Annotated in this window: 19 protein-coding genes; 15 read left to right on the forward strand and 4 right to left on the reverse strand. The window is 72.2% G+C overall.

The window, feature by feature from the left end:
• Positions 1-51: 51 nt before the first annotated feature.
• Entirely contained in the window at positions 52-1,059 is a 1,008-nt protein-coding gene (locus OHA30_RS28010; RefSeq protein ID WP_328916655.1) for an AraC family transcriptional regulator, read from the reverse strand.
• 180 nt (positions 1,060-1,239) lie between these two features.
• On the reverse strand, positions 1,240-2,019 hold the full coding sequence (locus OHA30_RS28015) for an IclR family transcriptional regulator (RefSeq protein WP_328916656.1): 780 nt from the start codon (positions 2,017-2,019) through the stop codon (positions 1,240-1,242).
• Between the two features lie 304 nt (positions 2,020-2,323).
• Between OHA30_RS28015 and OHA30_RS28020 the strand changes: the two genes are divergently transcribed.
• The 5 genes from OHA30_RS28020 to OHA30_RS28040 all read left to right on the forward strand — a co-directional run bounded on the left by OHA30_RS28020 (position 2,324) and on the right by OHA30_RS28040 (position 7,550).
• Positions 2,324-3,391, forward strand: coding sequence for a cupin domain-containing protein (locus OHA30_RS28020; RefSeq protein ID WP_328918023.1), 1,068 nt, complete (start codon positions 2,324-2,326; stop codon positions 3,389-3,391).
• Positions 3,388-4,260 carry a fumarylacetoacetate hydrolase family protein gene (locus OHA30_RS28025; protein ID WP_328916657.1) on the forward strand — a complete coding sequence of 291 codons (873 nt, stop codon included), beginning with the start codon at positions 3,388-3,390 and terminating at the stop codon, positions 4,258-4,260. Before OHA30_RS28020 ends, OHA30_RS28025 begins: the two co-directional genes overlap by 4 nt.
• Positions 4,257-5,033, forward strand: a complete 777-nt coding sequence (locus OHA30_RS28030; RefSeq protein ID WP_328916658.1) for a maleylpyruvate isomerase family mycothiol-dependent enzyme — start codon at positions 4,257-4,259, stop codon at positions 5,031-5,033. Before OHA30_RS28025 ends, OHA30_RS28030 begins: the two co-directional genes overlap by 4 nt.
• A 219-nt stretch (positions 5,034-5,252) precedes the next feature.
• Entirely contained in the window at positions 5,253-6,398 is a 1,146-nt protein-coding gene (locus OHA30_RS28035; protein WP_328916659.1) for an SPFH domain-containing protein, read from the forward strand.
• A gap of 24 nt (positions 6,399-6,422) precedes the next feature.
• Positions 6,423-7,550 carry a hypothetical protein gene (locus OHA30_RS28040; RefSeq protein WP_328916660.1) on the forward strand — a complete coding sequence of 376 codons (1,128 nt, stop codon included), beginning with the start codon at positions 6,423-6,425 and terminating at the stop codon, positions 7,548-7,550.
• An 81-nt stretch (positions 7,551-7,631) separates the two neighbouring features.
• Here the strand turns inward: OHA30_RS28040 and OHA30_RS28045 are convergent, their stop codons facing one another.
• Positions 7,632-8,189, reverse strand: a complete 558-nt coding sequence (locus OHA30_RS28045) for a DUF1697 domain-containing protein (protein ID WP_328916661.1) — start codon at positions 8,187-8,189, stop codon at positions 7,632-7,634.
• 307 nt (positions 8,190-8,496) lie between these two features.
• On the opposite strand from OHA30_RS28045, the gene OHA30_RS28050 reads away from it, so the two are divergent.
• The 10 genes from OHA30_RS28050 (at position 8,497) to OHA30_RS28095 (ending at position 22,565) form a co-directional block, all read left to right on the forward strand.
• A complete protein-coding gene (locus OHA30_RS28050) occupies positions 8,497-9,804 on the forward strand; it encodes an ATP-binding protein (RefSeq protein WP_328916662.1) in 1,308 nt (435 codons plus the stop codon).
• Positions 9,801-10,142: a nucleotide pyrophosphohydrolase gene (locus tag OHA30_RS28055; RefSeq protein WP_328916663.1), complete on the forward strand. Its 342-nt coding sequence runs from the start codon at positions 9,801-9,803 to the stop codon at positions 10,140-10,142. The genes OHA30_RS28050 and OHA30_RS28055 overlap by 4 nt, the downstream gene beginning before the upstream one ends.
• 215 nt (positions 10,143-10,357) lie before the next feature.
• Entirely contained in the window at positions 10,358-10,975 is a 618-nt protein-coding gene (locus OHA30_RS28060; protein WP_328916664.1) for a DUF6099 family protein, read from the forward strand.
• A gap of 14 nt (positions 10,976-10,989) precedes the next feature.
• Positions 10,990-11,913, forward strand: coding sequence for an LLM class F420-dependent oxidoreductase (locus OHA30_RS28065; RefSeq protein WP_328916665.1), 924 nt, complete (start codon positions 10,990-10,992; stop codon positions 11,911-11,913).
• A 7-nt stretch (positions 11,914-11,920) separates the two neighbouring features.
• Positions 11,921-12,922 (forward strand): homocysteine S-methyltransferase, encoded by a 1,002-nt coding sequence (mmuM, locus tag OHA30_RS28070; protein WP_328916666.1) that lies wholly within the window; start codon positions 11,921-11,923, stop codon positions 12,920-12,922.
• Between the two features lie 317 nt (positions 12,923-13,239).
• A complete protein-coding gene (locus OHA30_RS28075) occupies positions 13,240-14,775 on the forward strand; it encodes a 3' terminal RNA ribose 2'-O-methyltransferase Hen1 (RefSeq protein ID WP_328916667.1) in 1,536 nt (511 codons plus the stop codon).
• Complete coding sequence (locus tag OHA30_RS28080; protein ID WP_328916668.1) at positions 14,772-17,441, forward strand: polynucleotide kinase-phosphatase; 2,670 nt, start codon at positions 14,772-14,774, stop codon at positions 17,439-17,441. The genes OHA30_RS28075 and OHA30_RS28080 overlap by 4 nt, the downstream gene beginning before the upstream one ends.
• Before the next feature lie 246 nt (positions 17,442-17,687).
• The gene (locus tag OHA30_RS28085) at positions 17,688-18,911 is read left to right on the forward strand and encodes an arginine deiminase (protein ID WP_328916669.1); all 1,224 of its coding nucleotides are present in this window, start codon (positions 17,688-17,690) and stop codon (positions 18,909-18,911) included.
• A 90-nt stretch (positions 18,912-19,001) separates the two neighbouring features.
• Entirely contained in the window at positions 19,002-20,000 is a 999-nt protein-coding gene (argF, locus tag OHA30_RS28090) for an ornithine carbamoyltransferase (RefSeq protein WP_328916670.1), read from the forward strand.
• Between the two features lie 318 nt (positions 20,001-20,318).
• Positions 20,319-22,565, forward strand: a complete 2,247-nt coding sequence (locus tag OHA30_RS28095; RefSeq protein WP_328916671.1) for a peptidoglycan recognition protein family protein — start codon at positions 20,319-20,321, stop codon at positions 22,563-22,565.
• Between the two features lie 72 nt (positions 22,566-22,637).
• On the opposite strand, the gene OHA30_RS28100 is transcribed toward OHA30_RS28095, so the two are convergent.
• Positions 22,638-26,294, reverse strand: a complete 3,657-nt coding sequence (locus OHA30_RS28100) for an Ig-like domain repeat protein (RefSeq protein WP_328916672.1) — start codon at positions 26,292-26,294, stop codon at positions 22,638-22,640.
• Between the last annotated feature and the right edge of the window lie 226 nt (positions 26,295-26,520).

The raw sequence follows: 26,520 nt of genomic DNA on the forward strand, positions 1-26,520 counted from the left end.
CGCGCGGCACACCAGGCACGTGGCCCGGCCCCGCGGCCGGGCCCCGGACGCTCAGCAGCCCTTCGTCCTGCGCAGCGTCTCCGACGGCGACTCCGCGTACACCGACCGGTACAGCGAGGAGAACCGCCCCAGGTGGTAGAAGCCGTACGCGGAGGCGATGTCGGTGACCGTCGTCCCGCCCGAGCGCGGATACAGCAGCTCGTCACGGACCCGGCGCAGCCGGATGTCGCGCAGATACTGCGACGGCGTACAGCCCAGGCTGTTGAGGAAGTGCAGTTGCAGGGTCCGGACGCCCACCCCGGTCGCCTCGGCCACGTCGGTCGGCGTCGGGAGATCACCGGCGTGATCGTGGATGTAGTCGAGGGCGCTCTTCAGCGTGCTCGATCTGGGCGTCTCCTCCGGCTGCTGGAGGAGTGCCTGGTGCGGTCCCGTGGAGGCCACCAGGAGATTCGTCAGGAGCATGGATTCGAGCTGGCGGCGGGAGTCCCCGTTCCGCGCGAGGATTCCGTCCTCGTCCCATTCGGTCCGGACGAATTCGATACAGCGCAACAGCCCCTTCCCGGCCCGGGAGTCCAGATCCACCACCAGGTCGAAGTCGATGGGACCGGTGACCTGCGAGCGGGTCAGGGCCGCGAGGTGCCCCTCCAGATCGGCCCGCGGGATCTTGAGGGCGAACTGCGCGGCGTCCTCGGCCCAGGCGATCGTCTGGGCGCGGTGGGGGAGCAGGATCGCCGCGTGGGCCATGCCCCGCGTCATGCCCCGGTCACCGTTCTCCCGGGTGACGAGGCTGCTGCCCGCGAGCGTGATGTTGACGTGGTACCAGTGCTCGCTGGCCGGAAGCGTGATGTGCGCCTCGGTGCCGTACGTGAGGTACCCGAGGGTCACACCCCCGAGCTGGACGGCGTTGAGGCGCGCGTCGAGGCCGTTCCTGTCCACCGTACGCAGGGTGTGCGGCTCGTAGACCTCGGCCACGACCTGCTGGGCGAGCTGCACGTCGTCCGTGCGGAGCCGGCCGTGCTGCCGGAGTGGTTCGGAGGATCGTGAGAAGGACAGGGCCATCAAAAACTCCCCGGGCAGACGGTCATCATCCGGCGGGCCGACTCGTGTGGCCGCTCCTGTACGCGCGGTCGCCCGCCGCGTGGTGCGGCGGTGACTCCGGTGGGCGAGGCCGGCCCGTTTCGCGGCCGGCCATTACGGTGGATAACGCGCTCATCGCATGATTGAGTTCCTTCCCGTCCGTTACGGGTCGTTCCGCTGCGGTCGGTCGGTGCCGCCGACGTCGCGGCGGGCGTCCCGGCAGGTCCGCAGCAGCCGCGCGGCCAGCGCCTCCACCCCGCCCGACCCGGCGCGGACCGAGGGAAGCGCGACGGCGAGAGCGGCGTGGTGGCCGTCGACGAGCCCGAGTGAGGCGCCGATGGCGGTCACCCCGGGTTCGCTCTCGTCCTGGTTGTATCCGAAGCCCTGGCGGCGGACCGTGTCGAGTTCGCGGCGCAGCGCGGGCAGATCGCCGATCTTCTCGTTGGCCGACGGGGGCAGTCCGCCGGCGTGCAGCGCCTCGACGGCGCCCGGCTCCAGATCGGCGAGCATGGCCTTGCCGCCGGAAGTGCGGTAGGCGGGCATGCGTACGCCGATACGCAGGCCCACCCGCAGGGACCGTACGCCCTCGATGCCGTCGAGGAACAGCACCTCGGTGCCGGTGCGGACCATGAGGTGGACCGTCTCGTTCACGGCTCCGTAGAGGCTCTCCAGATGCGGACGCATCCGGTCGGGCAGGGCGGGCACGGTACGCGCCCCCGTCGAAAGGGAGTGCGCGCCCGGTCGGTACAGCCTGTCGTCGCCCCGCACGGCGAAGTCCCGGTGGCAGAGCGTGGACAGCAGTCGGTGCGCCGTCGACGGCACCACGCCGAGCTCCCCCGCCGCCTCGGTCACGCTCAGCCGCCCGCGCTCGGCGAGCAGCGTCAGCAGGACCAGCGCGCGGTCCACCGCTTCGACGCGATATGCGTTCGTATTCTGCTCCACAGAATAAGTGTAGGAATACTTTGCGTCCTGCGCAAACGTATGCCTATCGTCTCCCCTGTGAGGGCCGCCCCCCGCCGCCGGTCTGCCGCCGTGACCGGGCGGGGCGCGGTACGAGCGCGCCGGGCGATCCGCCGGCGCCGGCAGCGCCGGCGGCACCGGCGGCAACCGGGCGCACCGAGAGAAGAGGGCCACGATGACAACCCAGGACCACGCTCCGGTCGGCCGCGTACCGGCCGAGCCGGGGCCGGCCGATCCGCTACCGGCCGGCCCCGGAGCCGCGGGCCCCGGCCCGGCCGTCAACCGGATGACACAGGGCGACAGCCCCGAACTCACCCGCCTCTACGAGGACTTCGGGACCGAGAACCTGATCCCGCTGTGGACCCAGATCGACGACCTCATGCCGCCGCACCCGCGGCCCAAGGCCGTCCCCCATGTGTGGCGCTGGTCCACGCTGTACCCGCTGGCGCAACGGGCCGGCGACCTGGTGCCGGTCGGACGCGGCGGTGAGCGCCGGGCGATCGCGCTGGCCAACCCCGGTATTCCCGGCCGCCCGTACGTCAGCCCGACCCTGTGGGCCGCGATCCAGTACCTGGGGCCCAAGGAGACCGCGCCCGAGCACCGCCACGCGCAGAACGCCTTCCGCTTCGTCATCGAGGGGGAGGGCGTGTGGACAGTCGTCGACGGTGACCCGGTCCGGATGTCCCGGGGCGACTTCCTGCTGACCCCGGGCTGGCACTTCCACGGGCACCACAACGAGACCGACCGGCCGATGGCGTGGATCGACGGTCTGGACATCCCGCTCGCCCACTACGCCGACGCCGGGTTCTTCGAGTTCGGCAGCGAGCGGATCACCGACCTCGCCACCCCGAACTTCTCCCGCTCCGAGCGCCTGTGGTGCCACCCGGGACTGCGACCGCTCTCCGGTCTGCGCGACACCGTCTCGTCCCCGATCGGCGCCTACCGGTGGGAACACACCGACGCGGCGCTGACCCAGCAGCTCCTGCTGGAGGAGGAAGGGCACCCCGCCACCGTCGAGCAGGGCCACGCGGCCGTCCGCTACACCAATCCCACAACCGGCGGCGATGTGATGCCCACGATCCGGGCCGAGTTCCACCGGCTGCGGGCCGGCACCGATCTGCCCAGCCGGCGGGAGGTCGGCTCCAGCGTCTTCCAGGTGTTCGAGGGCCGGGGCCTGGCGGTCCTGAACGGCCGGGAGCACCGGCTCACCAAGGGCGACCTGTTCGTGGTGCCGTCGTGGGTGCCCTGGTCCCTGCGGGCGGAAGAGCAGTTCGACCTGTTCCGTTTCTCGGACGCCCCGGTCATGGAGCGTCTGCACTACGACCGTACGCATATCGAGGGAGAGCAGCGATGAGGCTGGCGACCATACGGGTGGGCGGGACGACCGCCGCCGTCCGCGTCGAGGGCGGGACCGCCGTCGAGACCGGGTTCGAGGACGTCGGCGCGCTGCTGCGGGCCGACGGCCTCGACCGGGCGGCCCGGGCCGACGGCCCCCGGCACGACTTCACCACCGCGGACCTGGCCCCGGTGGTACCCCGGCCGGACAAGATCGTCTGCGTCGGGCTCAACTACCGCGGCCACATCCTGGAGATGGGCCGTGAACTGCCCGAGTACCCCACGCTGTTCGCCAAGTACCCCGAGGCCCTGATCGGGGCCGGCGACGAGATCCTGCTCCCGGCCGAGTCCGACCGCGTCGACTGGGAGGGCGAACTCGCCGTCGTCATCGGGCGGCGGGTGCGCCGCGCGTCCGCCGAGGAGGCGGTGGCCGCGATCGCCGGATACTCGGTCCTCAACGACGTCACCATGCGCGACTACCAGTACCGCACCACGCAGTGGTTCCAGGGCAAGACCTGGGAACACACCACCCCCTTCGGCCCGGTCCTCGTCACCCCGGACGAAATGACCCCGGGAGCGCGGCTGACGACCCGGCTGGACGGCGAGGAACTCCAGAACACCACGATCGACGACCTCGTGTTCGGCCCCGCCGAGCTGGTGCGGTACATCTCCACGATCGTCACCCTTCAACCCGGCGACGTCATCGCCACCGGCACGCCCGGCGGGGTCGGACACGCCCGCAAGCCGCCGCGCTACCTCCGGGCCGGCCAGACGCTGACCACCTCGATCGACGGCATCGGCGAACTGGTGAACCCCGCCGTCGCCGAACCGGCCGAATCGGCGCAACCGATCGAAGCGGCCGAACCGGCCGAAGCGGCACGGACATGAGCGGCGGCACACCGTACGAGGCCCGTGCGGCGCTGCGGGAACGCCAGGGCCCCGGCGCCCGGTACGACTCCCCGGACGCCCCCGCCCGGGAACTGGCCTGGGCCCGGCTCGGCACGGCGTACTTCGCCCGCTGTCTCGACGGGCTCACCGACGCCGGGCTCGACGGCCCGAGCCTGCTGCCCGGCTGGACCCGCCGTCACCTCGTCGCCCACGTCGGCTACAACGCCCGGGCGCTGAGCCGGCTCGTCGAGTGGGCGGCCACGGGGGTCGAGACGCCCATGTACGCCTCCACGGAGCAGCGCGACACCGAGATCCGCCACGGCGCCACCCTCCCGGCCCGCGCCCTGCGGAGCCTGTTCTCCCACAGCGCCGCGCACCTCGACGTCGAGTGGCGCGATCTGCCCGGCCCCGGCTGGGACATGACGGTCCGTACCGCGCAGGGACGTCTGGTGCCCGCGCGGGAGACGGCCTGGATGCGTGCCCGCGAGGTCTGGGTGCACGCCGTCGACCTGGACGACGGAGCGCGGGCGGGCGACTTCCCGGCAGACCTGCTCGACGAACTCCTCGCCGACGTGCCGAGGGCCTGGCAGCGGCGAGGGGAACAGGTGGACCTCACCCTCGCCGCCCAGGACCGGGAACCGATCGTCCTGGGCGCCGGCGGCCCGACGATCACGGGCACCGCAGGCGACCTGGTCCGCTGGCTCACCGGCCGGGGCGCCCGCCGGCTGGGCAGCAGCACCGGCGAGATCCCGGTCGTTCCGCGCTGGTTCTGAGCCGGGTCCGGCGGCCGGCCCGGACCGCATCCTCCCCCCGGGGGCGGGCGCGGTCCGGGCCGGCGGGGGCGTTCCGGGCGGAACCGGGCCCGCGGTTGCTATGTTTTCCCGTGCCGTCGCGCACGGACGGGGCGGGGACGGGCCACGTACCGCGCCGGCCGGCGCACACCTGTCGTACACGCACAACACAGGAAGCCGGGGGGTGAAGCCATGGGCCTGATGGACAGGATTCGTGGAGAGTTCATCGACATCGTCGAGTGGACCGACGACAGCCGCGACACGATCGTGTGGCGCTTTCCACGCTACGAGAACGAGATCAAGATGGGCGCCAAGCTCATCGTGCGCGAGTCGCAGGTCGCCGTCTTCGTCAACGAGGGGCAGATAGCCGACGTCTTCACACCGGGGACGTACACCCTGGAGACGCAGAACCTGCCGCTGCTGTCGACCCTCAAGGGCTGGAAGTACGGCTTCAACTCGCCGTTCAAGGCCGAGGTCTACTTCGTCACGACCCGTCAGTTCACCGACATGAAGTGGGGCACCCAGAACCCCGTCATCGTCCGGGACGCCGAGTTCGGCATGGTCCGGCTGCGGGCCTTCGGCTCCTTTGCCGCGAAGGTGGTGGACGCGGCCGCGCTGCTGCGCGAACTGGCCGGCACCGACCCGCAGTTCCGCACCGAGGAAGTGCAGGAATACCTGCGGCAGCTGATCGTCGGACGGCTCTCCAACGCGCTGGCCACCGCGGGCGTGCCCATGCTCGACCTGGCCACGCAGCAGGACGCGATCGGCAACCGGCTGGCCGGGGTCCTCACCGCGGAACTGGCCTCGGTCGGCATCGCCGTCCCCAAGTTCGTCATCGAGAACATCTCGCTGCCGCCCGAGGTCGAGGCCGCCATCGACACCCGCTCCCGGATGGGCATCGCGGGCAATCTGGACCAGTACACCCAGTTCCAGGCGGCCAACGCGATCGGCGACGCCGCGCGCAACCAGGGCGGTGCCGGCGAGGGCGTCGGGCTCGGCTTCGGCGTGGCGATGGGCCAGCGCATGGCCGCCGCGCTCAACCCGCAGCAGACACCGGGCGCTCCGGCACCCGCCGCCCCCGTACCGGCTCCGGCGCCCGCTGCCGCCCCGGCCGCCGCTGTTCCCCCGCCGCTGCCGCAGCAGGCGCAGTGGTTCGTCGGTGTCGGCGGAGCCCAGCAGGGCCCGTACGACGCCGCCGCGCTGTCCGGGCTCATCGGCGCGGGAACCATGACCCGCGCCTCGCTGGTCTGGAAGGAAGGGATGCCCGGCTGGCTTCCGGCCGAACAGGTCCCCGAGGTGGGACCGCTCTTCGCCGCGGTCCCGCCGCCGCTGCCGCCGCAGTCCTGATCCGTACGGGGGAGAGCCACCACCATGAGCACCGATGAGCAGAACGCCGCCGAAGCCGCGGCGCCAGGCACCGCCGCCCCGCACACGTACCCGTGCCAGTCGTGCGGCGCCACCGTGGAGTTCGCGCCGGGTTCGGATGCGCTGCGCTGCCCGTACTGCGGGGCCGAGCAGGCGGTCGCGGCCGTGCCGCGACAGGTCACCGAGCACTCGATCGAGGAACTGGCGAGCCTGCCGCCCGTGCGCAGGGAGACCGCCCCGGGCCAGGCGCACGCCTTCGTCTGCCCCAGCTGCGGCGCCCACACCGAGAGCGACGACCTCTCCGCCCGCTGCCAGTTCTGCGCGACCGCGCTCGTCGCGGACCCCGAACTGACCGAGCGGGTCGTGCCGGAGGCCGTCGTCCCGTTCGGCCTCGACCGCGGCTCCGCGCGCGAGGCGCTGCGCAAGTGGACCTCGTCGCGCTGGTTCGCGCCCAAGAGCCTCAAGAAGGTGACCGAGGCCGAGACGTTCAAGGGCAGCTACCTGCCGCACTGGACGTACGACGCCTCGACCGTCTCGGACTACCGGGGCGAACGCGGCGAGTACTACTACACGACCGAGGCGTACACCACCGTGGAGAACGGTGAGACCGTCACCAAGACCCGGCAGGTGCGGCACACCCGCTGGCACCCGGTCGCGGGCACGGTCCAGCGGGCCTTCGACGACGTGCTGGTGGCCGGGACCACCCATGTCGCCGCCGAGCAGCTCGACAAGCTGGAGCCCTGGCCGCTGAAGGAGGAGGCCAAGCCCTACCAGGCCGAATACCTCGCCGGCTTCCAGACCGTGCGCTACGACATCGAGCCCGAGAAGGGTCTGGAGACCGCCAAGGCAAAGATGGCGCCCGTCATCGAGGACGACTGCCGCACGGACATCGGCGGGGACGACCAGCGGGTCGAGTCGGTCTCCACCCGCTACTTCGACCTCACCTTCAAGCTGCTCCTGCTGCCGGTGTGGTTCCTCAGCTACCTGCACGCGGGCAAGAGCTGGCAGGTGATGGTGAACGCGCGCACGGGCGAGGTGACCGGCCAGCGTCCGTACAGCGTCGGCAAGATCGTCGCCGCCGTGGTGGCGGCACTGGCCGTCGTGCTGATCGTGCTGCTGGTCGCGAGGAAGTAACCGTACGGCGGGGCGGGCAGGGGCACGCACGAGTGCGGACCCCTGCCTTTCCCGCGTCCTGACCGTCTCCGCGCGCATCGGTCAGCCCCCGCCGAGTTCGAGGAGCTTGGTGACCGTGTTCCAGTTGCGGGACGAGGTGGTCAGGCCGAGCCGGCGGTCGCCGAGCAGGGCGGCCAGCTTCGAGTTGTGGATGCCGTTGGGGAAGCGGGCGTAGATCTCCCGCTCACCGGGCCGGAAATCGTCCGGCGCGTACGCCTCCCGGTCGATCGCGGCCAGCCGGTCCTTCGGCACGGGCCCGGACAGGAAGACCACGACGAAACGCGACCCGTCGACGCCCTCCATCGGGAAGGGGTTGGCCTCCACCACCCGCCGCAGATCCGCCGCCGTCCGTACCAGACAGGAGACGGTCAGACCCAGCTCGGCGGCGATGGCCCGCTCCAGGTCCGCGGCCAGGACCTTCGGGTCCCGCTGCTCGTGCGCGAACACGGCGTTGCCACTTTGCAGATGCGTGCGCACGTCGGAACCGCCTATCGCGGCCAGCAGGTCGCGCAGGGTCTGCATCGGCAGCCGGTTCTTGCCGCCGACGTTGATTCCGCGCAGGAGCGCGATGTAGTGGGGTGCGTCCGTGTTTGTCTTCACGCTCGCCACGGTAGCGGCGGGCACTGACAGTGAGCGGTGAGCGGCAGGTGAGCGGCAGGTGAGCGGCAGGTGAGCGGCAGGTGCGGGGCAGCCCGGGCGACGGGTGCGCGGTGGTGGGGAACGCGGTGCGCGGTGGCCGGGACTGTACGGTCCGTGGCGGTCTTGGCCGTGCGGCGGGACACCGGGGCAGAGGACCGAAGGGTTCGTTTCCAGAAGTCGAATGAATCATGCGGAATATCACCCGTTCGAGCGAAAAAGAGCCTGCTGGAACGGTTCGGCACTGCGGACCATGATTACCTTCGCGGCCATGAGCACCAGCCACCAGCGACCCCACGTCACCGAACTCCGGCTCTCCGCCTTCAAATCGCACCGGGGCGCCACCTTCGGACTCGGGCCGCTGACCCTGCTGTCCGGAGGCAGCGGCACCGGCAAGTCGAGCGTGCTCGAAGGCATTTCGGCGCTCGGCCGGCTGGCCGGCGGCGCGGACCTGCACGAGGTCTTCGGCCCCGACTCGGCCGTACGCGGGGGCGCCGCGGCCTGCGTACCCCAGGGCGCGCGGCCGGACGCGCAGGGGCGCCGGGGCTTCCGGATCGGCTGCACGGTGACCGGGCCGCTCGGCCCGGTGCGGCTGGACGTCGCGGTGCAGGCCGAGCCCTCGCTGCGGATCGTGGGCGAGCGGCTGACCGGCGCGGGCGAGACCCTGCTGACCACCGCGCTGCGCGACCCCGCCCGGCCCACCGTCCAGGCGGCCTGGCACACCGCGGGCGCCGTCGCCGTGACCCGGGCCCCGCTGCCCGACGACCGGCTGGCCACCGCGCTGCTGCCGCTGCGCGTCGCGGGACGCACCGAAGGCCAGCGGCTGGTGCTCGCCGCGGCCGAACAGGTCGTGGTGGCCCTGCGCGGGGTGTTCCCGGTCGGTCCGCGCCCGGAATTGATGCGCGCGCCCGTGCCGCGCGGGGACGGACGGCTGCGGGCCGTCTGCGACAACCTGTCGGCGGTGCTCGCCAGGACCGAGGGCGAGTGCGTCACCCGGCACGCGGCCCTGGTCAACGCGGTGCGGACGGCCTGTAGCGGCCCGGTCGAGGGGCTGCGGGCGGTGGCGGCGAGGGTGCCGGGCGACGGGCGCGGCCCCGAGTTGGACGGCGTGATCGCGGCGGTGGACCGGGGAAGGCTCGGCATGGTGCCGATCGACCGGCTCGGCGACGGCGAACTGCGCTTCCTGGCCCTGGCGTTGGTGCTGCTCACCGGGCCGGGCGTGCTGGACGTCGACACCAGTACGGAACTGCTGCCGGCCGGCCAGGTGCTGACAGTGGTGGGCGACGGGCTCGACCTCGGCCTCGACCGGCGGCAGGCGCGTGAACTGCTGCGGCTGGCCGGGGTGGCCGCCGCGCGCGGGCACATCCGGCTGCTCGGGACCGTGCAGGACGCGGCGTGCGCCGAGGGTCTGGACGGTGTGTCGCTGACGGTGCTCGGCGCGGAGCAGGCCGGGGGCGTCGAGGCGACGGTGGGCAGCGCGATCGCGGGCGGCGCCGCCGCGGGTGCCGCGTCGGCCGAGAGCACGTCGGTGGAAGGCCCGGCGGCGGACGGCGAGGATGAGGTAGACCAGGCGGGGTGACCGAACAACACCACGACCTCGCCGCCCTGCAGAGCCGTCTCGCCGACTTCGCGGCCTCCCGCCACTGGGAGCCCTTCCACACTCCCAAGAACCTCGCCGTGGCGCTCAGCGTCGAGGCGTCCGAACTCCTGGAGATCTTCCAGTGGTTGACGCCCGAGCAGGCCGCGGCGGTGATGGACGACGCGGAGAGTGCCCACCGGGTGCGCGACGAGGTGGCGGACGTGATGGCGTATCTGCTGCAGTTCTGCGAGGTGCTGGGCATCGATGTGCTGGCGGCGCTCGCGGCGAAGATCGACCGCAACGAAGTGCGCTTCCCGAAGCCGGACGCTCCTGCCTGATTCCTTGTCTGTGGCTTTCCGGGTGACTTCCCGTCGGGCTTCTCACCTGGCTCCTCGCCTGGCTTCTTGTCGCGCCTCCGGTCTCAATCCCTCTTCCGGGTGAGCGAGTTATCCACAATGCGCTGACTGTCCACAGATGTTCCGTCCGCCCCTTCCGTGATGCCCGAGTTCTGTCACGCTGAGTGACACAGGGCGGCGGTACGGAGTCGCGGCCCGTGGACGGACGGGAGCGGGAGATGGACGCGGCACGGCTGGTGGCGGAGGCGGAGCGGGCGATGCGGGGGAGCTCGCGGCCGGAGGACGTCATCGCGGAGGCATGGCAGGCGTACGAGCTGACGGAGGCGGTCGGGCGGCTGCTGGGCGGGAGACGGGGGAGCGGCGGTCCGGCCGGGGAGACGGGCGGGCCGGGCGGGTCCGAGGTGCGGGGCGGCTCGGGTGATCAGGGGGTGGGGTACGGGACCGAGGCCGGGGCCGGCAGCGGGCCGGGGGTGCCGTGCGGGCCTGTGGACGGTGCCGAGGGGGTGGGGCCGACGGTGCGGGTGGAGCCCGCGTCCGTGGTCACGGCCACGGGGGCGGGGCCGCCGCGGGCGCTGCGGCTGACCGGGGTCCGTGACCCGGATGCCACTGTGCGCGCGCTGCGGGACCTGCTGGGCGAGATCGGGGCCGCCTTGGTCGAGTACGTCTGCACAGCCGCGGGCGAGGAGGCGTACTGGCAGTGCATCGAGGCCCTTGACGCCCTGGACGAGGCCAAGGACCGGGTACGCGTGCTGGCCGACCCCGATCCGGGCCCCGATCCGGGCCCCGACCCCGACCTCCGGGCGACCGGAAGCTGATGCAGGATGGAGGAATGGATCTCCGAATCTTCACCGAGCCCCAGCAGGGGGCCTCCTACGACACGCTGCTGACCGTTGCCAAGGCGACCGAGGACCTCGGGTTCGATGCCTTTTTCCGGTCGGACCACTATCTCGTGATGGGGGACGGGGACGGGCTGCCGGGACCCACGGACGCGTGGATCACTCTGGCCGGCCTGGCCCGGGAGACCAGCCGGATCAGGCTGGGCACCCTGATGACCGCGGGCACCTTCCGCCTGCCCGGCGTCCTGGCCATCCAGGTGGCCCAGGTCGACCAGATGTCGGGCGGCCGGATCGAGTTCGGACTCGGCGCCGGATGGTACGAGGCGGAGCACACCGCGTACGGGATTCCGTTCCCCAAGGAGAAGATCGGCCGGCTGGAGGAGCAACTGGCCGTCGTCACCGGTCTGTGGGGGACGCCGGTCGGCGGGACCTTCGACTTCGACGGGAAGTTCTACCAGCTCAAGGACTCGCCCGCGCTGCCGAAGCCCGCTCAGGACAAGGTGCCCGTGCTGATCGGCGGGATGGGCGCCAAGCGCACTCCCGAGCTGGCGGCCCGGTACGCGGCCGAGTTCAATGTGCCCTTCGCGTCGGTGGAGGACAGCGGCCGGCAGTTCGAACGGGTGCGCGCGGCGGCGAAGGAGGCCGGGCGCGCCCCGGACGACCTGGTGTACTCCAACGCGCTGGTAGTGGCGGTCGGCAAGGACGACGCCGAGGTGGCCCGCCGGGCGGCGGCGATCGGCCGGGAGGTCGACGAGCTCAAGGCCAGCGGGCTGGCCGGGTCGCCCGCCGAGGTGGTCGACAAGATCGGGCGGTACGCCGAGCTGGGCGCCACCCGCTTCTACCTCCAGATCCTCGACCTCTCGGATCTGGACCACCTGGAGCTGATCTCGTCCCAGGTCCAGTCCCAGGTGGGGTGAAGCGCCGATGACACCACCCGTGCCCCCGGCGGGGTCGGTCGGCGGAGTGCCGCCCGGGCCCGGCTCCGATCGCGGGCCTGGAGCGGGCCGTGGCTCCGACGCCGACGGCAGGCCCGGCCTCGGGCAGTTGCTCGCGGCCGGCCGGACGCTGGTGCTGGACGGCGGGCTGTCCAACCAGCTCGCCGACCAGGGCTGCGACCTGTCCGACCCGCTCTGGTCGGCCCGGCTGCTCGCCGACGCCCCGGAGCAGATCGAGGCCGCCCACACCGCCTATCTGCGGGCGGGCGCGCAGGTGCTCATCACGGCGAGCTACCAGGCGACGTACGAGGGGTTCGCCCGGCGCGGGGTCGGCCGGGCGGAGGCGTCGGCGCTGCTGCGGCGCAGTGTCGAGCTGGCCCGAAGCGCAGCGTCGTACCGGTCGGACGTGTGGGTGGCGGCGTCCGTCGGGCCGTACGGGGCGATGCTCGCGGACGGCAGTGAGTACCGGGGGCGATACGGGAGGAGCGTGCGGGAGCTGGAGCGATTTCACCGGCCGAGGATCGAGACGTTGGCCGAGGCGGGGCCCGACGTCCTCGCGCTGGAGACGGTGCCGGACACCGACGAGGCCGAGGCGATGCTGAGGGCCGTCGAGGGTGTCGGGGTGCCGGTGTGGCTCTCGTACACGATCGCGGGGGAGCGCACCCGGGCCGGGCAGCCGCTGGCCGACGCCTTCGCCCTGGCCGCGGGCCGGGACGAGGTGATCGCGGTGGGCGTCAACTGCTGCGAGCCCGCGGACGCGGACCGGGCGGTGGAGGTGGCGGCCGAGGCCACCGGCAAGCCGGTCGTCGTCTACCCCAACAGCGGTGAGCAGTGGGACGCCGAGGGACGCCGCTGGCACGGCGGTCCGGCCTTCGACCCGGCCCGGACCACCCGCTGGCAGCGTTCCGGCGCCCGCCTCGTCGGCGGCTGCTGCCGCGTCGGCCCATCCGCGATCGCCTCGATCACCTCAACTCTGAGCCCCGCGCCCTGAACCCATGCACCCCCGCACCCGGCTCGTCCGGCGGTGGATCTGAGCCCCCGGGCCCGGCTCGTCGGGCGGTGGATCTGAGCCCCCGCGCCCGGCCCGAGCCCTTCCGCACGGTCGGCCCGGCCCGGCTCGGGCGCCCGGGCCGCCACCCACCGGTCGCCGTCAGCCGGCTGTCGGGCTCCGTGCGACGGCACTGCCCGGCTCGCGCCCCTACCGGCCGCCACGCCCGCCCGCGCCCGGCCAACGGGCCGCCGTGGGCGGGGCCGGGGGCGGAACAAATGCGTGGTCCGCGGTGAATCCGACAGGGAATACTCGGCCGGGTGTTCCTGACCGTATCCACCACAGGCGGCACGGCCGGTCCGGCCACGGACCTCGGTTTCCTGCTGCACAAGCACCCGGAGAAGGCGCAGTCCTTCTCGACCTCCTACGGCGACGCGCACGTCTTCTACCCCGAGGCGTCCGCCGAGCGGACGACCGCGGCGCTGCTGCTCGAGGTCGATCCGCCGGCGCTGGTCCGGCGCGGTCGGACCAAGGGCCGCGGCGGCGCGCCCGACGCCGCGCTCGCGCAGTATGTGAACGACCGGCCGTACGCCGCGTCCTCGCTGCTGGCGGTCGCGCTGCGCACCGTGTTCTCCAGCGCGCTGCGCGGCGAGTGCCGCGGCATGCCCGAGCGGGCCGCGGCCCCGCTGCCGCTGCGGATCGAGGTGCCGGTGCTGCCCGCCCGCGGCGGCGCCGCACTGGTGGTACGGCTCTTCGAGCCGCTGGGCTGGCGGGTGACGGCCGAGCCGATCGTGCTCGACCCGCACTTCCCCGAGTGGGGTGAGTCGCGGTACGTACGGCTGGTGCTGGAAGGCGACCTGCGGCTGGCCGACGCGCTGCGGCATCTGTATGTGCTGCTGCCGGTGCTGGACGACGCCAAGCACTACTGGGTGTCGGCCGACGAGGTGGACAAGCTGCTGCGCTTCGGCGAGGGATGGCTGGCCGGGCACCCGGAGCAGAAGCTGATCACCAGCCGTTATCTGTCCCGCAGATGGTCGCTCACCCGAGAGGCCACCGAGCGGCTGGAGCTGATCCGGCTGGCCGACGCCGACGACATCGAGGTCGAGGCGATCGACAACGCGGTCGAGGCCGAGACACCCGAGGAGGCGGAGGAGCGGCCGGCGCCGCTGGCCGTACGGCGGCGCGAGGCGATCCTCGCCGAGCTGCGCGCCGCGGGCGCGGCCCGGGTGCTGGACCTGGGCTGCGGCCAGGGGCAGTTGACGGCCGCGCTGCTCAAGGAGGCGCGGTTCACCGAGATCGTCGGCGTGGACGTGTCGGTCCGCGCCCTCGACATGGCGGCCCGCAGACTGCGGCTGGACCGGATGAGCGAGCGGCAGGCGGACCGGGTCACCCTCCTCCAGGGCTCGCTCGCGTACACCGACGCGCGGCTCAAGGGGTACGACGCGGCCGTGCTCAGCGAGGTGATCGAGCACCTCGACCTGCCGAGGCTGCCCGCGCTGGAGTACGCGGTGTTCGGCTCCGCCCGGCCGCGCACGGTGGTCGTGACGACGCCCAACGTCGAGTACAACGTGCGCTGGGAGTCGCTGCCCGCCGGGCACGTACGGCACGCGGACCACCGTTTCGAGTGGACCCGGGAGGAGTTCGCCGAGTGGGCCGGCGCGGTCGCCCAACGGCACGGCTACGTATGGCGGTTCGTGCCCGTGGGACCCGACGACCCCGAGGTGGGCCCGCCCACCCAGATGGCGGTCTTCACCCGCACCGGCCAGGAGACCGACCCCGACAGCGCCCCCGGCGGCACCCCCGACCCGGCCCACCGCACCATCACCGACGACGACCAGAAGGAGGCGGCGGCATGAGCGAGCACTCCCCGACCCCGGCTGCCACCCCACCGATCCCGGCCCCGGCCCCCGACGTCCCGGCCGTCACGACACCGGCCCCGCCGGCCCAGGCGCCGACGGCCACCCCCGCCCCCGCCGCGACGACGCGCACCCCCCGCCCCCTCGCCGTCACCGACCTCTCCCTCGTCGTGCTGATCGGCGCCACCGGCTCCGGCAAGTCCACCTTCGCCGCGAGCCACTTCAAGCCCACCGAGGTCATCTCCTCCGACTTCTGCCGCGGCCTGGTCAGCGACGACGAGAACGACCAGAGCGCCAGCTCCGACGCCTTCGACGTCCTGCACTACATCGCGGGCAAGCGGCTCGCGGCCGGCCGCCGTACGGTCGTCGACGCCACCAACGTGCAGCCCGAGTCCCGGCGCCACCTGATCAAGCTGGCCCGCGAGCACGACGTACTGCCCATCGCCATCGTGCTCGACGTGCCCGAGCGGGTGTGCGCCGACCGCAACGCCTCCCGCCCCGACCGGGCCACGCTGCCCCGCCACGTCATCCAGCGCCACCAGCGCGAACTGCGCCGCTCGCTGCGCGGACTGGAACGCGAGGGCTTCCGCAAGGTGCACATCCTGCGCGGCACCGAGGAGATCGAGGCCGCCGAGGTCGTCACCGGGCGCCGTTACAACGACCTGACCCACCTCACCGGCCCGTTCGACATCATCGGCGACGTCCATGGGTGCAGCTCCGAGCTGGAGACCCTGCTGACCGCGCTCGGCTATCGGGACGGCACGCACCCCGAGGGCCGTACCGCCGTCTTCGTCGGCGACCTGGTCGACCGGGGTCCGGACAGCCCCGGAGTGCTGCGCCGCGTCATGGGCATGGTCGCCGCAGGCACCGCCCTGTGCGTGCCCGGCAACCACGAGAACAAGCTCGGCCGCTATCTCAGGGGCCGTCAGGTCCAGCACACCCACGGCCTCGCCGAGACCATCGAGCAGTTGGAGCGGGAGGACAGCAGGGACCCGGAGTTCCGGGCCCGGGTCAAGGAGTTCATCGAAGGACTCGTCAGCCACTACGTCCTGGACGGCGGCCGGCTGGTGGTCTGTCACGCGGGCCTGCCCGAGAAGTACCACGGCCGTACCTCCGGCCGGGTCCGTTCGCACGCCCTCTACGGCGACACCACCGGCGAGACCGACGAGTTCGGCCTGCCCGTCCGCTACCCGTGGGCCGAGGACTACCGGGGCCGCGCCGCCGTGGTCTACGGGCACACCCCGGTACCGAACACCTCCTGGATCAACAACACGATCTGCCTCGACACCGGCGCGGTGTTCGGCGGGAGGATGACCGCGCTGCGCTGGCCGGAGCGCGAGATCGTGGACGTACCGGCCGAGCGCGTCTGGTACGAGCCGGCCAGGCCACTGGTCACCGAGGCCCCCGGCGGGCGCGAGGGCCGGCCGCTCGACCTCGCCGACGTGACCGGCCGGCGCGTCGTCGAGACCGGCCGGATGGGACGGCTCGCGGTCCGCGAGGAGAACGCGGCGGCCGCGCTGGAGGTGATGAGCCGCTTCGCCGTCGACCCGCGGCTGCTCGCGTACCTCCCGCCGACCATGTCGCCCTGCGCGACCTCCCAGCAGGAGGGCTTCCTCGAACACCCCGCCGAGGCGTTCGCCGCCTACCGCGAGGACGGTGTCCGGCAGGTCGTGTGCGAGGAGAAGCACATGGGCTCGCGCGCGGTCGCCCTGGTCTGCCGGGACGAGGCGGCGGCGAGGGAGCGCTTCGGCGTCGAGGGCGTGACGGGCACGCTGCACACCCGTACCGGACGGCCGTTCTTCGACGACCCCGCCGTCACCGAAGAGGTGCTGGCCCGGCTGCGGGCGGCGGTCACGGCGGCCGGGCTGTGGGACGAGTTCGGCACCGACTGGCTGCTGCTCGACGCCGAACTGCTGCCCTGGTCGCTCAAGGCGTCCGGCCTGCTGCGCAAGCAGTACGCGGCGGTGGGCGCGGCCGCGGGCGCGGTCTTCCCGTCCGCCCTGGCCGCCCTGGAAGCGGCGGCCGCCCGGGGCACCGATGTGTCCGCGCTGCTCGCCGGGCAGCGCGAACGGGCGGCGGACGCGGGCGCGTTCACCGACGCCTACCGCCGCTACTGCTGGACCACGGACGGTCTCGACGGGGTGCGGCTGGCGCCCTTCCAACTGCTCGCCGTCCGGGACCGCGGCCTGGCCGGGCTGCCGCACGACGCTCAACTCGCCCTGATCGACCGGCTGGTCGAGGCGGACACCACCGGCCTGCTCCGGGCCACCCGCCGTCTGACGGTCGACACCGGCGACGAGGAGTCGGTCGCGGCCGGGGTGCGCTGGTGGCTGGAGCTGACCGAGGCGGGCGGCGAGGGCATGGTCGTCAAGCCGCTGGCCGCGCTGATACGGACCGAGGCCGGCCGGCTGGTGCAGCCCGGTATCAAGTGCCGCGGCCGGGAGTATCTGCGGATCATCTACGGTCCCGAGTACACCCGGCCCGAACACTTGGCCCGGCTGCGCAGCCGTTCACTGGGCCACAAGCGTTCTCTCGCGCTGCGCGAGTACGCACTCGGCCTGGAGGCGCTGGACCGGCTCACCTCGGGCGAGCCGCTGTGGCGGGTCCACGAGGCGGTCTTCGCGGTCCTGGCCCTGGAGTCGGAACCGGTCGACCCCCGGCTGTGATCTCGCGGCGGGGACGGCCGGGCCCGCCGCCCGCCCCCCTCGCGCCGACCCGCCCGCCGCCAGGCCGGCCCCGGCGGCCCCCGCCGACCCGCCGGGCGTAGGGCCCGCCGCCCGTCCCCCCGGCACCGGGGCCTGCCGCCAAGCCGCCCCCGGCCGGGCCCCTGCCGCCCCCGCCCAGGGCCCCGGCGGAAAACACACAGCGGTTCGCGGTGCTGCCTGGCCCCCGGCATGGGAAGGTCTTCTTCCATGGGATTTCACGTCGACTCCGAGGCCGGCCGCCTGCGCAGCGTCATCCTGCACCGGCCCGACCTCGAACTGAAGCGCCTGACCCCCACCAACAAGGAGTCGCTGCTCTTCGACGACCTGCTGTGGGTCCGCAGGGCCCGCGCGGAGCACGACGGTTTCGCCGACGTGCTCCGCGACCGCGGCGTGCGGGTCCACCTCTTCGGCGACCTGCTGCGCGAATCCCTCGAACTGCCCGAGGCGCGAGGGCTGGTGCTGGACCGGGTCTTCGACGAGAAGGAGTACGGTCCGCTGGCCACCGGTCATCTGCGCGCGGCCTTCGACGAGTTGGCGGCCGACGAACTGGCCGAGGCACTGGTCGGCGGTATGACCAAGCGTGAGTTCCTGGAACGTTTCGCCGAGCCGGTCTCCGTCCTCTTCCACGCCATGGACCTCGACGACTTCCTGCTCAGCCCGCTGCCCAACCATCTGTTCACCCGCGACACTTCAGCCTGGGTCTACGACGGCGTCAGCATCAACGCGATGCGCTGGCCCGCCCGCCAGCGCGAGACCGTGCACTTCGAGGCGATCTACCGCCACCACCCGCTCTTCGCGCACAGCGACTTCCATGTCTGGTCCGAGGGCCAGAGCGCCTATCCCTCGACCATCGAGGGCGGCGACGTGCTGGTCATCGGCAAGGGCGCGGTGCTGATCGGGATGAGCGAGCGGACCACCCCGCAGGCCGTGGAGATGCTGGCCCGCGGGCTGTTCGCGGCCGGTTCCGCGCGGACCATCGTGGCCCTCGACATGCCGAAGCGGCGGGCGTTCATGCATCTGGACACGGTGATGACGATGGTCGACGGCGACACGTTCACGCAGTACGCGGGCCTGGGGATGCTGCGCTCCTACACCATCGAACCGGGCGCGGGGGAGCGCGATCTCAAGGTCACCGACCATCCGCCGGAGCACATGCACCGGGCCATCGCGGCGGCCCTCGGCCTGGACACGGTCACGGTGCTCACCGCGACGCAGGATGTGCACGCCGCCGAGCGCGAGCAGTGGGACGACGGCTGCAACGTACTGGCCGTGGAGCCGGGCGTGGTGGTGGCGTACGAGCGGAACGCGACCACGAACACGTTTCTGCGCAAGCGCGGGGTCGAGGTGATCGAGATCCCCGGCAGCGAACTGGGCCGGGGTCGCGGCGGCCCGCGCTGTATGACCTGTCCGATCGAGCGGGACCCGGTATGAGCGAGCCCTTTGCAAGAGTCTGTATAAGAATGCCGGTCGTCGTATACACTTCCATTGTTCTCGGACCGCCCCCGACCTAGGAGTTTTCGCATGGCCGTCGACCTCAAAGGCCGGCACTTCCTCAAGGAGCTGGACTTCACCCCGGAGGAGTTCCGCCACCTGCTGGAGCTGGCCGCGGAGCTGAAGGCGGCCAAGAAGGCGGGCACCGAGCAGCAGCGGCTGCGCGGCCGGAACATCGCGCTGATCTTCGAGAAGACCTCGACCCGTACCCGCTGCGCCTTCGAGGTCGCGGCGGCCGACCAGGGGGCCTCGACGACGTTTCTCGACCCCTCGGCCTCGCAGATCGGGCACAAGGAGTCGATCAAGGACACCGCCCGGGTGCTCGGCCGGATGTTCGACGGCATTCAGTACCGGGGGCACGGCCAGGCCGTCGTGGAGGAGCTGGCCGCGCACGCCGGAGTGCCGGTGTGGAACGGCCTCAGCGACGAGTGGCACCCCACCCAGATGCTCGCCGATGTGCTCACCATGACCGAGCACAACCCCAAGCCGCTGACCGAGATCTCCTACGCGTACCTCGGCGACGCCCGCTACAACATGGGCAATTCGCTGCTTGTCACGGGCGCGCTGCTCGGCATGGACGTACGGATCGCCGCGCCCGAGCAGCTGTGGCCCGACCCGGCCGTGGTCGCCGAGGCGCGCCGACTGGCCGCCGGTACCGGCGCGCGGGTCACCCTCACCGAGGACGTGGGCGAGGCCGTGCGCGGCGCCGACCATGTCCACACCGATGTGTGGGTCTCCATGGGCGAGCCCAAGGAGGTCTGGGACCAGCGGATCAAGCTGCTCCAGCCGTACGCCGTCACCGCCGCGGTGATGCGCGCGACCGGCAATCCGCAGGCCACCTTCCTGCACTGCCTGCCGGCCTTCCACGACCTCGGCACCGCCGTCGGCCGCGAGGTGCACGCCCGGCACGGCCTGGACTGTCTCGAAGTCTCCGACGAGGTCTTCGAGTCGGAGCGGTCCGTCGTCTTCGACCAGGCGGAGAACCGGATGCACACGATCAAGGCCGTCCTCCTCGCCACCCTCGCCTGAGCCCCGCCGTACCCCCGCCCCACCCCCGGCCGCCCCTTCCACGGAGGGCCGGGGGTCGCGGCGCGTCCGGTGGAAGCCTCCGCCCTCCGGGGAAAGGGCGGAACCCGGCCCGCCGCCCCGTATGATCCGGTCATGGTCCGCGCTGCGCGAAGGGGCCGGCCGGCCCGCGCGCGCGACACGCAATCACCGTTTTGATCACCTTGCAGGCGGAGTCCCGCACGGGCTGCCCGCCTTGCCCGCCGAGGCTATGAGGGACACGTGAAATCGCGTCGAATATGGGGCACGGCAGCTGTCGCGGCTGTCGGAGTGTCAGGGGTCATGGTCTTCCAGGGCCTGGCCGGGGGACCGGGGAGCCACGACGAGGACAAGGCGTCGGCACGACCGGTCGAGAGCAAGGTGCGGAACGTCGCACTGACGGCGCGGACGGACGGAGGCGCGTCGGTCAGCCGGCGGGACACCTCGCCGTTCAGCCTGCTGGGCGTGACCTGGACCGATCCCGCGGTCCGGGTGGACGGCCGGATCGAGGCGCGTACCCGGTCCGTGACGTCCGGTCGGTGGACCGGGTGGCAGAGCCTGGCGGCCGACGGCGACAGCCGTTCGGAGGCCGGCCGGACCGGGGTGCGCGGTTCGACGGACCCGGTGTGGGTCGGACCCTCCAACGGGGTCGAGGTGCGGGTCGTCGCGGCGACCGGGACGACCGGGAAGCTGCCCGCGGGGCTGCGGCTGGACATGGTGGACCCCGGTGGGCCGGCCGGATCGGACGCCGCTCCGGCGGCCTTCACGGTGGACGACGGTCCCGGTGACGCCGGTGATCCCACCGACAGCCCCACCCCGTCCGACCCGCCCGCCGACCCGCCGGTGACGACCTCACCGCCGGCCGAGCCGCCGGTGACGACCACGCCGCCGACTCCCACGGCCACCACCCCGACCGCTCCGACGACCAAGCCGACTCCCACGACCCCGACGACCAAGCCGACCCCGAGCGCGTCCACGCCCACACCGTCCGCGACGACGACGGTCCCGCCCGCTCCGCCGTCCACGATGCCCAAGCCGACGATCGTCTCCCGTGCCGCGTGGGGCGCGGACGAGTCGATCAGCCCTGAGGAGCCGGGCTATCTGGCGGGCGGGGTCGTCAAGGCGGTCTTCGTGCACCACTCGGCGGGGACCAACACCTACTCCTGCGCCGACTCCGCCTCTCTCGTGCGCGGCATCTACGCGTATCACGTGAAGAGCAACGGCTGGAAGGACATCGGCTACAACTTCCTGGTCGACAAGTGCGGCACGATCTTCGAAGGCCGCAAGGGCGGGGTGGACCGGCCGGTGATGGGCGCCCACACCTACGGCTGGAACGCCGAGTCCACCGGGATCTCCGTGCTGGGCGACTACACCTCCACCCCGGCCCCGAACGCCGTGCTGGCGTCGGTGGCGCGGATCGCCGCGTGGAAACTCGGGCAGTACGGCGGCAATCCGGCCGCCACGGTCCCGCTGGTCTCGGGCGCCACCCAGACCAACTACTTCGGCACCAAGTACGTGGCCGGCACGAAGTACACCTTCCAGCAGGTCTCCGGTCACCGTGACGGCTTCAACACCCAGTGCCCCGGCAGCAGTCTGTACGCGCAACTGCCCACCATCCGTACGTGGGCGGCGGGTCCGGTGACCGGCCTCGCCGTCAAGTCGGTCGCCGGCGGCGCCACGTTGTCCGGATCGGCGTACTACACCAAGGCCGCCGCCACGGTGACCTGGGCGGCCACCACCCCGGCCGCGCTGATCTCGAAGTACGAGCTGCTGGTGGACGGCAAGGCCGTGGCCACGACGCCCGGCACCGGCACCTCCGCCCAGGCGAACCTGGCCGTGGGCACCCACTCGGTCCAGGTCCGCGCCACCCATCAGTCGGGGAAGACCGCGACCAGCGCGGCCGTGACCGTCGTCGCCGAGACCACCAAGCCGACCTTCACCACCAAGCCCTCGGTCGCTCTGCGGAAGGGCACGGTGAGCACGGCATCGGTCCCGGTGACGCTGAGCTGGAAGGCGGCCGACTCGGCGGTGCTCAAGTCCGTCTCGCTGACCGCCCCCGCCAAGGCGGTCTACGGGCCGACCGTCACCTCCGCTTCCCTGACGGCCAAGCCGGGCGCGGCGACCACCTTCGCCCTGACGGCCGCGGATGTCGCGGGCAACACCGCCGCCGCGTCGGTGGCGGCCACCCCGGTGGTCCTCCAGGAGACCGCGGCCGCGAAGTCCGGTACCTGGGCGGTCAAGTCCTCGACCCAGTACCTGGGCGGCAAGTCGTACACGAGCAAGACCAAGAACGCGGCCCTGACCTGGACCTTCACGGGCAGGTCGGTCTCCTGGCTGGTCTCCCGCGCGAGCAACTCGGGCCAGGCGGTCATCTACGTCGACGGCGTCAAGACCGCCACCGTCGATCTGAAGTCCGCCACCACGTCGTACCGCCAGGCGATCTGGACGAAGTCCTGGACCGGCAGCGCCAAGCACAAGGTCAAGGTCGTCGTGGTCGGTACGTCCGGCCGCCCGGACATCACCACCGACGGCCTGGTCTACCTCAAGTAGCGGGACTGGAAGCACCAGTTGGGGGGAGGAGCCGGTCGGCCCCTCCCCCCCCACCGCGTCAGCGGACCCGGATCAGGTCAGCTTCACCTGCTTGTGCGCGGAAGTGCTGCCGAGATAGTTCCCGTTCCCGGCGTAGACGGCCGTGACCGCCGCCGTTCCCGTCTTGTTCGGCAGCTTGATCGTGAGCGTGTGGACTCCCTTCGCGGCTGCTGTCAGGGTGTACTTGGTGGTCGCGGTCGCGCTGCCGACCTTGGCGGTGACGGTGACCGCGCCGGTCGGGTAGTCCGCGCCGCTGTGGCCGTTGACCACCAGCCGGACGCTTTCGGACGTGCCGTACGTCACCTTGGTCTTGGACAAGGTGAGCGCCGTGCTCGACTTCGCCTTGGCGACCTTCAGCTGCTGCGTCAGGACGCCGCTGGGGGCCACGAAGTCGGTACCGGTGTACTGGACCGAAACCGGGTGGGTGCCGACGGACAGCGACGCGGGCAGCGTGAACGTGCCGGAGCCCGAGGCGCTGACCTTGACGGACAGTGAGCCGGTTCCGTAGCCGACCTTCACCGTGCCGCTGTTGGCCCCCGCCACCGCGAAGATCCCGGAGACCGCGTGCCCGTAGGTGGTGGAGGTCTGCCGCAGCGACGCGGCGATGGCGCTCTGGCCCTTGGCCAGGACGAGCCGCACGGCGTCGGAGGCCGAGGTGTCCGCGGTGGCGGTCCCCTCGAAGGACGCGGTGAAGCTGTACGTCCCTGCCTTGAATCCGGCCGGCACGGACAGCGCCGCCGTCCCGCCGGTGACCGTTCCCTGTCCGAGGACGGTGGTTCCGTCGCGGAAGGTCACCACTGCGCCGTCGGTCCCGTCACCAGTGACGGCCGCGTTCAGCACGACCGCCTCGCTGATACCGGGAGCGGCCGGGTTCAGGGTCAGGGCCGTCGTCGTCGTGGCGAGCACGTCGACGTCCGCCGTCCCGGTGCGGCCCGAGCCGGCACCCACAGCGGTGATGGTGTGGTCACCGTACGCCGCGTCGGCGGGCAGCACGGCCTGGAACGAGACGGTGCCGTCGCCGGAGGCGATGGCGCTGCCGAGCGACACGGAACCGAACGTGAAGGCCACGCTCTCGCCACTGCGGTAGCCCGAGCCGCCGACCGTGACCGTGGCACCCGGAGCGGGCTTGCTGTCACTGACCGTCAGCGTCCCCGACTGCGCGAGCGCCTGGTGTTCGGCGCAGACGTCGCCCTGGACACCGACCGGGGGCGCGGCGGGCGCGGTGCCCGTGACGCCGTCGTCCTCGCGCACCGTGAGAGTGCCGAAGTCCTGGCTGCCCAGGACCGCGTTGCTGGAGTTCGACACCCCGATCTTGTACGCGGTGGTCGGGGCGGCCCCGGCCACGGAGTCACCCGTCAGCGGGACCGTCACCGCCCGGCAGGTCGTGCCGGGCCGGAAGGTGACGGGCTGCATGGCCAGGCCCACCTTGCCGGTGGCCGAACCGACCACGGTCAGATAAGCGGTGACCGGCGCCGTGCTCGGCTGCGAGAGGTAGACCGCGATGTCGCCCGTGCCGGGGCCGTCGCCCTCTTCCGCGACGGTCGACGCGACGTTGACCGTCGACCGCGTGTGGGAGTTCGGGGTGCCCACGCCCTTGCTGTCGAAGCCCAGGTCCGACAGGTACACACCGCCGGTGGTCACGGTGTCGACGCCGACGGCCGCGGTGAACGCGACCTTCGTGACGTGCTTGAGGTCCAGACCCGCAGCGGCCAGGGTCGCGGTGGGCACGCGCACCTGCTGGAGCACGATCTTGTTGAGGTTCGTCGACGTGCTGGACGGCATCCTGGTGACGCCCCACTTGTTGAGGCCGGACACCAGGTCGCTCCAGGTGCGGCCGGAGGCGTCGGTCACACTCAGCGTCATGTCCGTCCCGGCGGTGACGCTCTCGTCCGGGGACATGTTCACGGTCATTTCCTCATAACCGGACACGTTCTGCTGGGCGGCCGGGAGGGTCACGCCGAGTGCTCCGGTGGCCGCCGTCCAGGTCAGGTGCGTCATTGGATTCAGCGGGACGTTCGGTGCGAACGACGCGGGAGTCCAGTAGGGCACCTGCTGGTTGGTGAGGGTGCTCCCGGGGTTGGTGCAGTACGGCAGGGGTTCGGGAACGGTGCGGCCGTACTTGTTGGCGCAGACCGTGGCCGTGGCCCCGGTCGTGGTGCCGATCAGCGGGCTGGTGGTCTTGAACGAGGCGATGTCCTCGCGCAGGGATGAGGGCTGCTCGGCCACGGTGCGCACGTCGGCGAAGCCCGCCACGGACGGCGGCACCTGCTGCGAACCGTCGAACATCCCCTGGTACTGGGTCTGTCCGCCGAGGGTCAGCTCGAAGAAGCCGGAGATGTACGCCGCGCCGACCTGGTTCTGCTGCTCGGCCGTGAGCCGGATGTTCTTGCCCGAGGCCAACGCCGTGCTGCTCGTGCCGCAGACGGCGTCGTTGGCGCTCGACCAGTCGTCCGAGCCTCCCGGGAACGGCGGAGTCCACGACGTGTTGAAGAAGTTGTGGTCGGCGCCCATGACCCAGATGTCGGAACGCTGGACATCGTCGGAGAACGTGTTGCCCCGCGAGTCGGCGTAGAAGTGCTGACCCTGCTGGTCGGACACGTCACCGTCGCAGTACGGCAGCAGCGTCGTGGTGACGACGTCCGGCAGTGTGGCGCGGGTGAAGTCGATGGGAGCCAGGGCGAAGACCGACTTGATGTTCCACGGGTTCGCCAGTCCCTCGTTGAGGGTGCCCGCGGTCACCACGCCCTCGCCGCCGCGCGAGTGGCCCATGAGACCGATCCTGCCGAAGTCCATGGTGCCGACGAGCCGCGAGGCGGTCAGTGTGCCGGCCGAGTAGGTCGTCCGGCCGGCGGTGAGTGCCTGGTCCAGCGTCACGTCCTGGTCGGTCGCCGCGTCGTGGTAGCTGACGGGCTCACCCTGGTTGGCCTTCTTGAGCATGGTCAGCGTGTCCAGGGCGAGTTGGCCGCGGGTGATCGCGCCGTCGTCCGGGGAGAGCTGGTTGTCGTTGGCGTTGATGGCGTTCGCCGAGATGGATACGACGGTGTAGCCATCCGCGGCGAGTGCCTCGCCCGCGCCGTCGTACCCGGCGTAGCTGATGATCGGGGCGGTGCCGGCAGGGCAGGGCCAGCCGCTGGCGCCCTTGAGGGTGGTGAGGTTGTAGCAGGAGCTGTGGCGGCCGTGCACGAAGATCACCAGCGGGTGGGCGCCGGCGCCGCTGGGCAGGTAGATACGGCCTTCCAGCTCGCCGCGGATGCCGCCGATGTCCTCCAACGGGATCGACTGCGCGCCGAAGTTGTAGTCGGCGATCGTGTAGGGGGATGTGCCGTCGGTCGTCGGGTCCCCGGAGGTGGGTCCTGAACCGCCGATGTCATTCGCGGCCGAGGACTGGAGTCGCCGCTGGGCCTGGGACTGTGCGGCCCCCGACAGCAACGTGGTCGGGCCGGTGGCGGTGCTGTCACCTCCGCTGGACCACTGCCAGGTGATCGACTTGGCAGTGGCCACCGAAGTGTCGGGTGTGGTGACCGTGAGGGTGCGCCCGTCGGCGGACTCCGTGGCCGGACCGAGGTCGACACCGTCGGCCAGCAGTTCGGGGGCGTCGTTCTTGACGGGCAGTGCCGCGTCCAGCGTCAGCGACACGACATAGCCGCCCGCGGCCTGGGTGACGGACCAACCGTCGCCCGAACCGACCACGGACCTACTGGAACCTTCTGAAGCGGATGCCGGGGACGCGGCGACCGACAGCGCACCGAGCGCCATGAGTCCCGCGACACCCCCGGCCAGCGGACGCAACAACCGCGCCCGCAGGGGATTGGATATTTCCACCAGTGCCGACCTCACTCTCGAGCGCACAGGCAGCGCCCGCCCTGCGGCGCGCGCCGGTCGGCGCAACGACGGCTATTGATCAATAGCCCGGCGA

The sequence above is a fragment of the Streptomyces sp. NBC_00223 genome, assembly GCF_036199905.1.
GTDB lineage: Bacteria > Actinomycetota > Actinomycetes > Streptomycetales > Streptomycetaceae > Actinacidiphila.

What these genes read in the sequence shown, in the direction of transcription:
- OHA30_RS28065 (WP_328916665.1), top strand. Translation starts at nt 10,990, where the DNA reads ATGGATCTCCGAATCTTCACCGAGCCCCAGCAGGGGGCCTCCTACGAC.
- mmuM (WP_328916666.1), top strand. Translation starts at nt 11,921, where the DNA reads ATGACACCACCCGTGCCCCCGGCGGGGTCGGTCGGCGGAGTGCCGCCC.
- OHA30_RS28040 (WP_328916660.1), top strand. Translation starts at nt 6,423, where the DNA reads ATGAGCACCGATGAGCAGAACGCCGCCGAAGCCGCGGCGCCAGGCACC.
- OHA30_RS28020 (WP_328918023.1), top strand. Translation starts at nt 2,324, where the DNA reads ATGACACAGGGCGACAGCCCCGAACTCACCCGCCTCTACGAGGACTTC.
- OHA30_RS28025 (WP_328916657.1), top strand. Translation starts at nt 3,388, where the DNA reads ATGAGGCTGGCGACCATACGGGTGGGCGGGACGACCGCCGCCGTCCGC.
- OHA30_RS28035 (WP_328916659.1), top strand. Translation starts at nt 5,253, where the DNA reads ATGGACAGGATTCGTGGAGAGTTCATCGACATCGTCGAGTGGACCGAC.
- OHA30_RS28095 (WP_328916671.1), top strand. Translation starts at nt 20,319, where the DNA reads ATGGTCTTCCAGGGCCTGGCCGGGGGACCGGGGAGCCACGACGAGGAC.
- OHA30_RS28010 (WP_328916655.1), bottom strand. Translation starts at nt 1,059, where the DNA reads ATGGCCCTGTCCTTCTCACGATCCTCCGAACCACTCCGGCAGCACGGC.
- argF (WP_328916670.1), top strand. Translation starts at nt 19,002, where the DNA reads ATGGCCGTCGACCTCAAAGGCCGGCACTTCCTCAAGGAGCTGGACTTC.
- OHA30_RS28085 (WP_328916669.1), top strand. Translation starts at nt 17,688, where the DNA reads ATGGGATTTCACGTCGACTCCGAGGCCGGCCGCCTGCGCAGCGTCATC.
- OHA30_RS28080 (WP_328916668.1), top strand. Translation starts at nt 14,772, where the DNA reads ATGAGCGAGCACTCCCCGACCCCGGCTGCCACCCCACCGATCCCGGCC.
- OHA30_RS28030 (WP_328916658.1), top strand. Translation starts at nt 4,257, where the DNA reads ATGAGCGGCGGCACACCGTACGAGGCCCGTGCGGCGCTGCGGGAACGC.
- OHA30_RS28050 (WP_328916662.1), top strand. Translation starts at nt 8,497, where the DNA reads ATGAGCACCAGCCACCAGCGACCCCACGTCACCGAACTCCGGCTCTCC.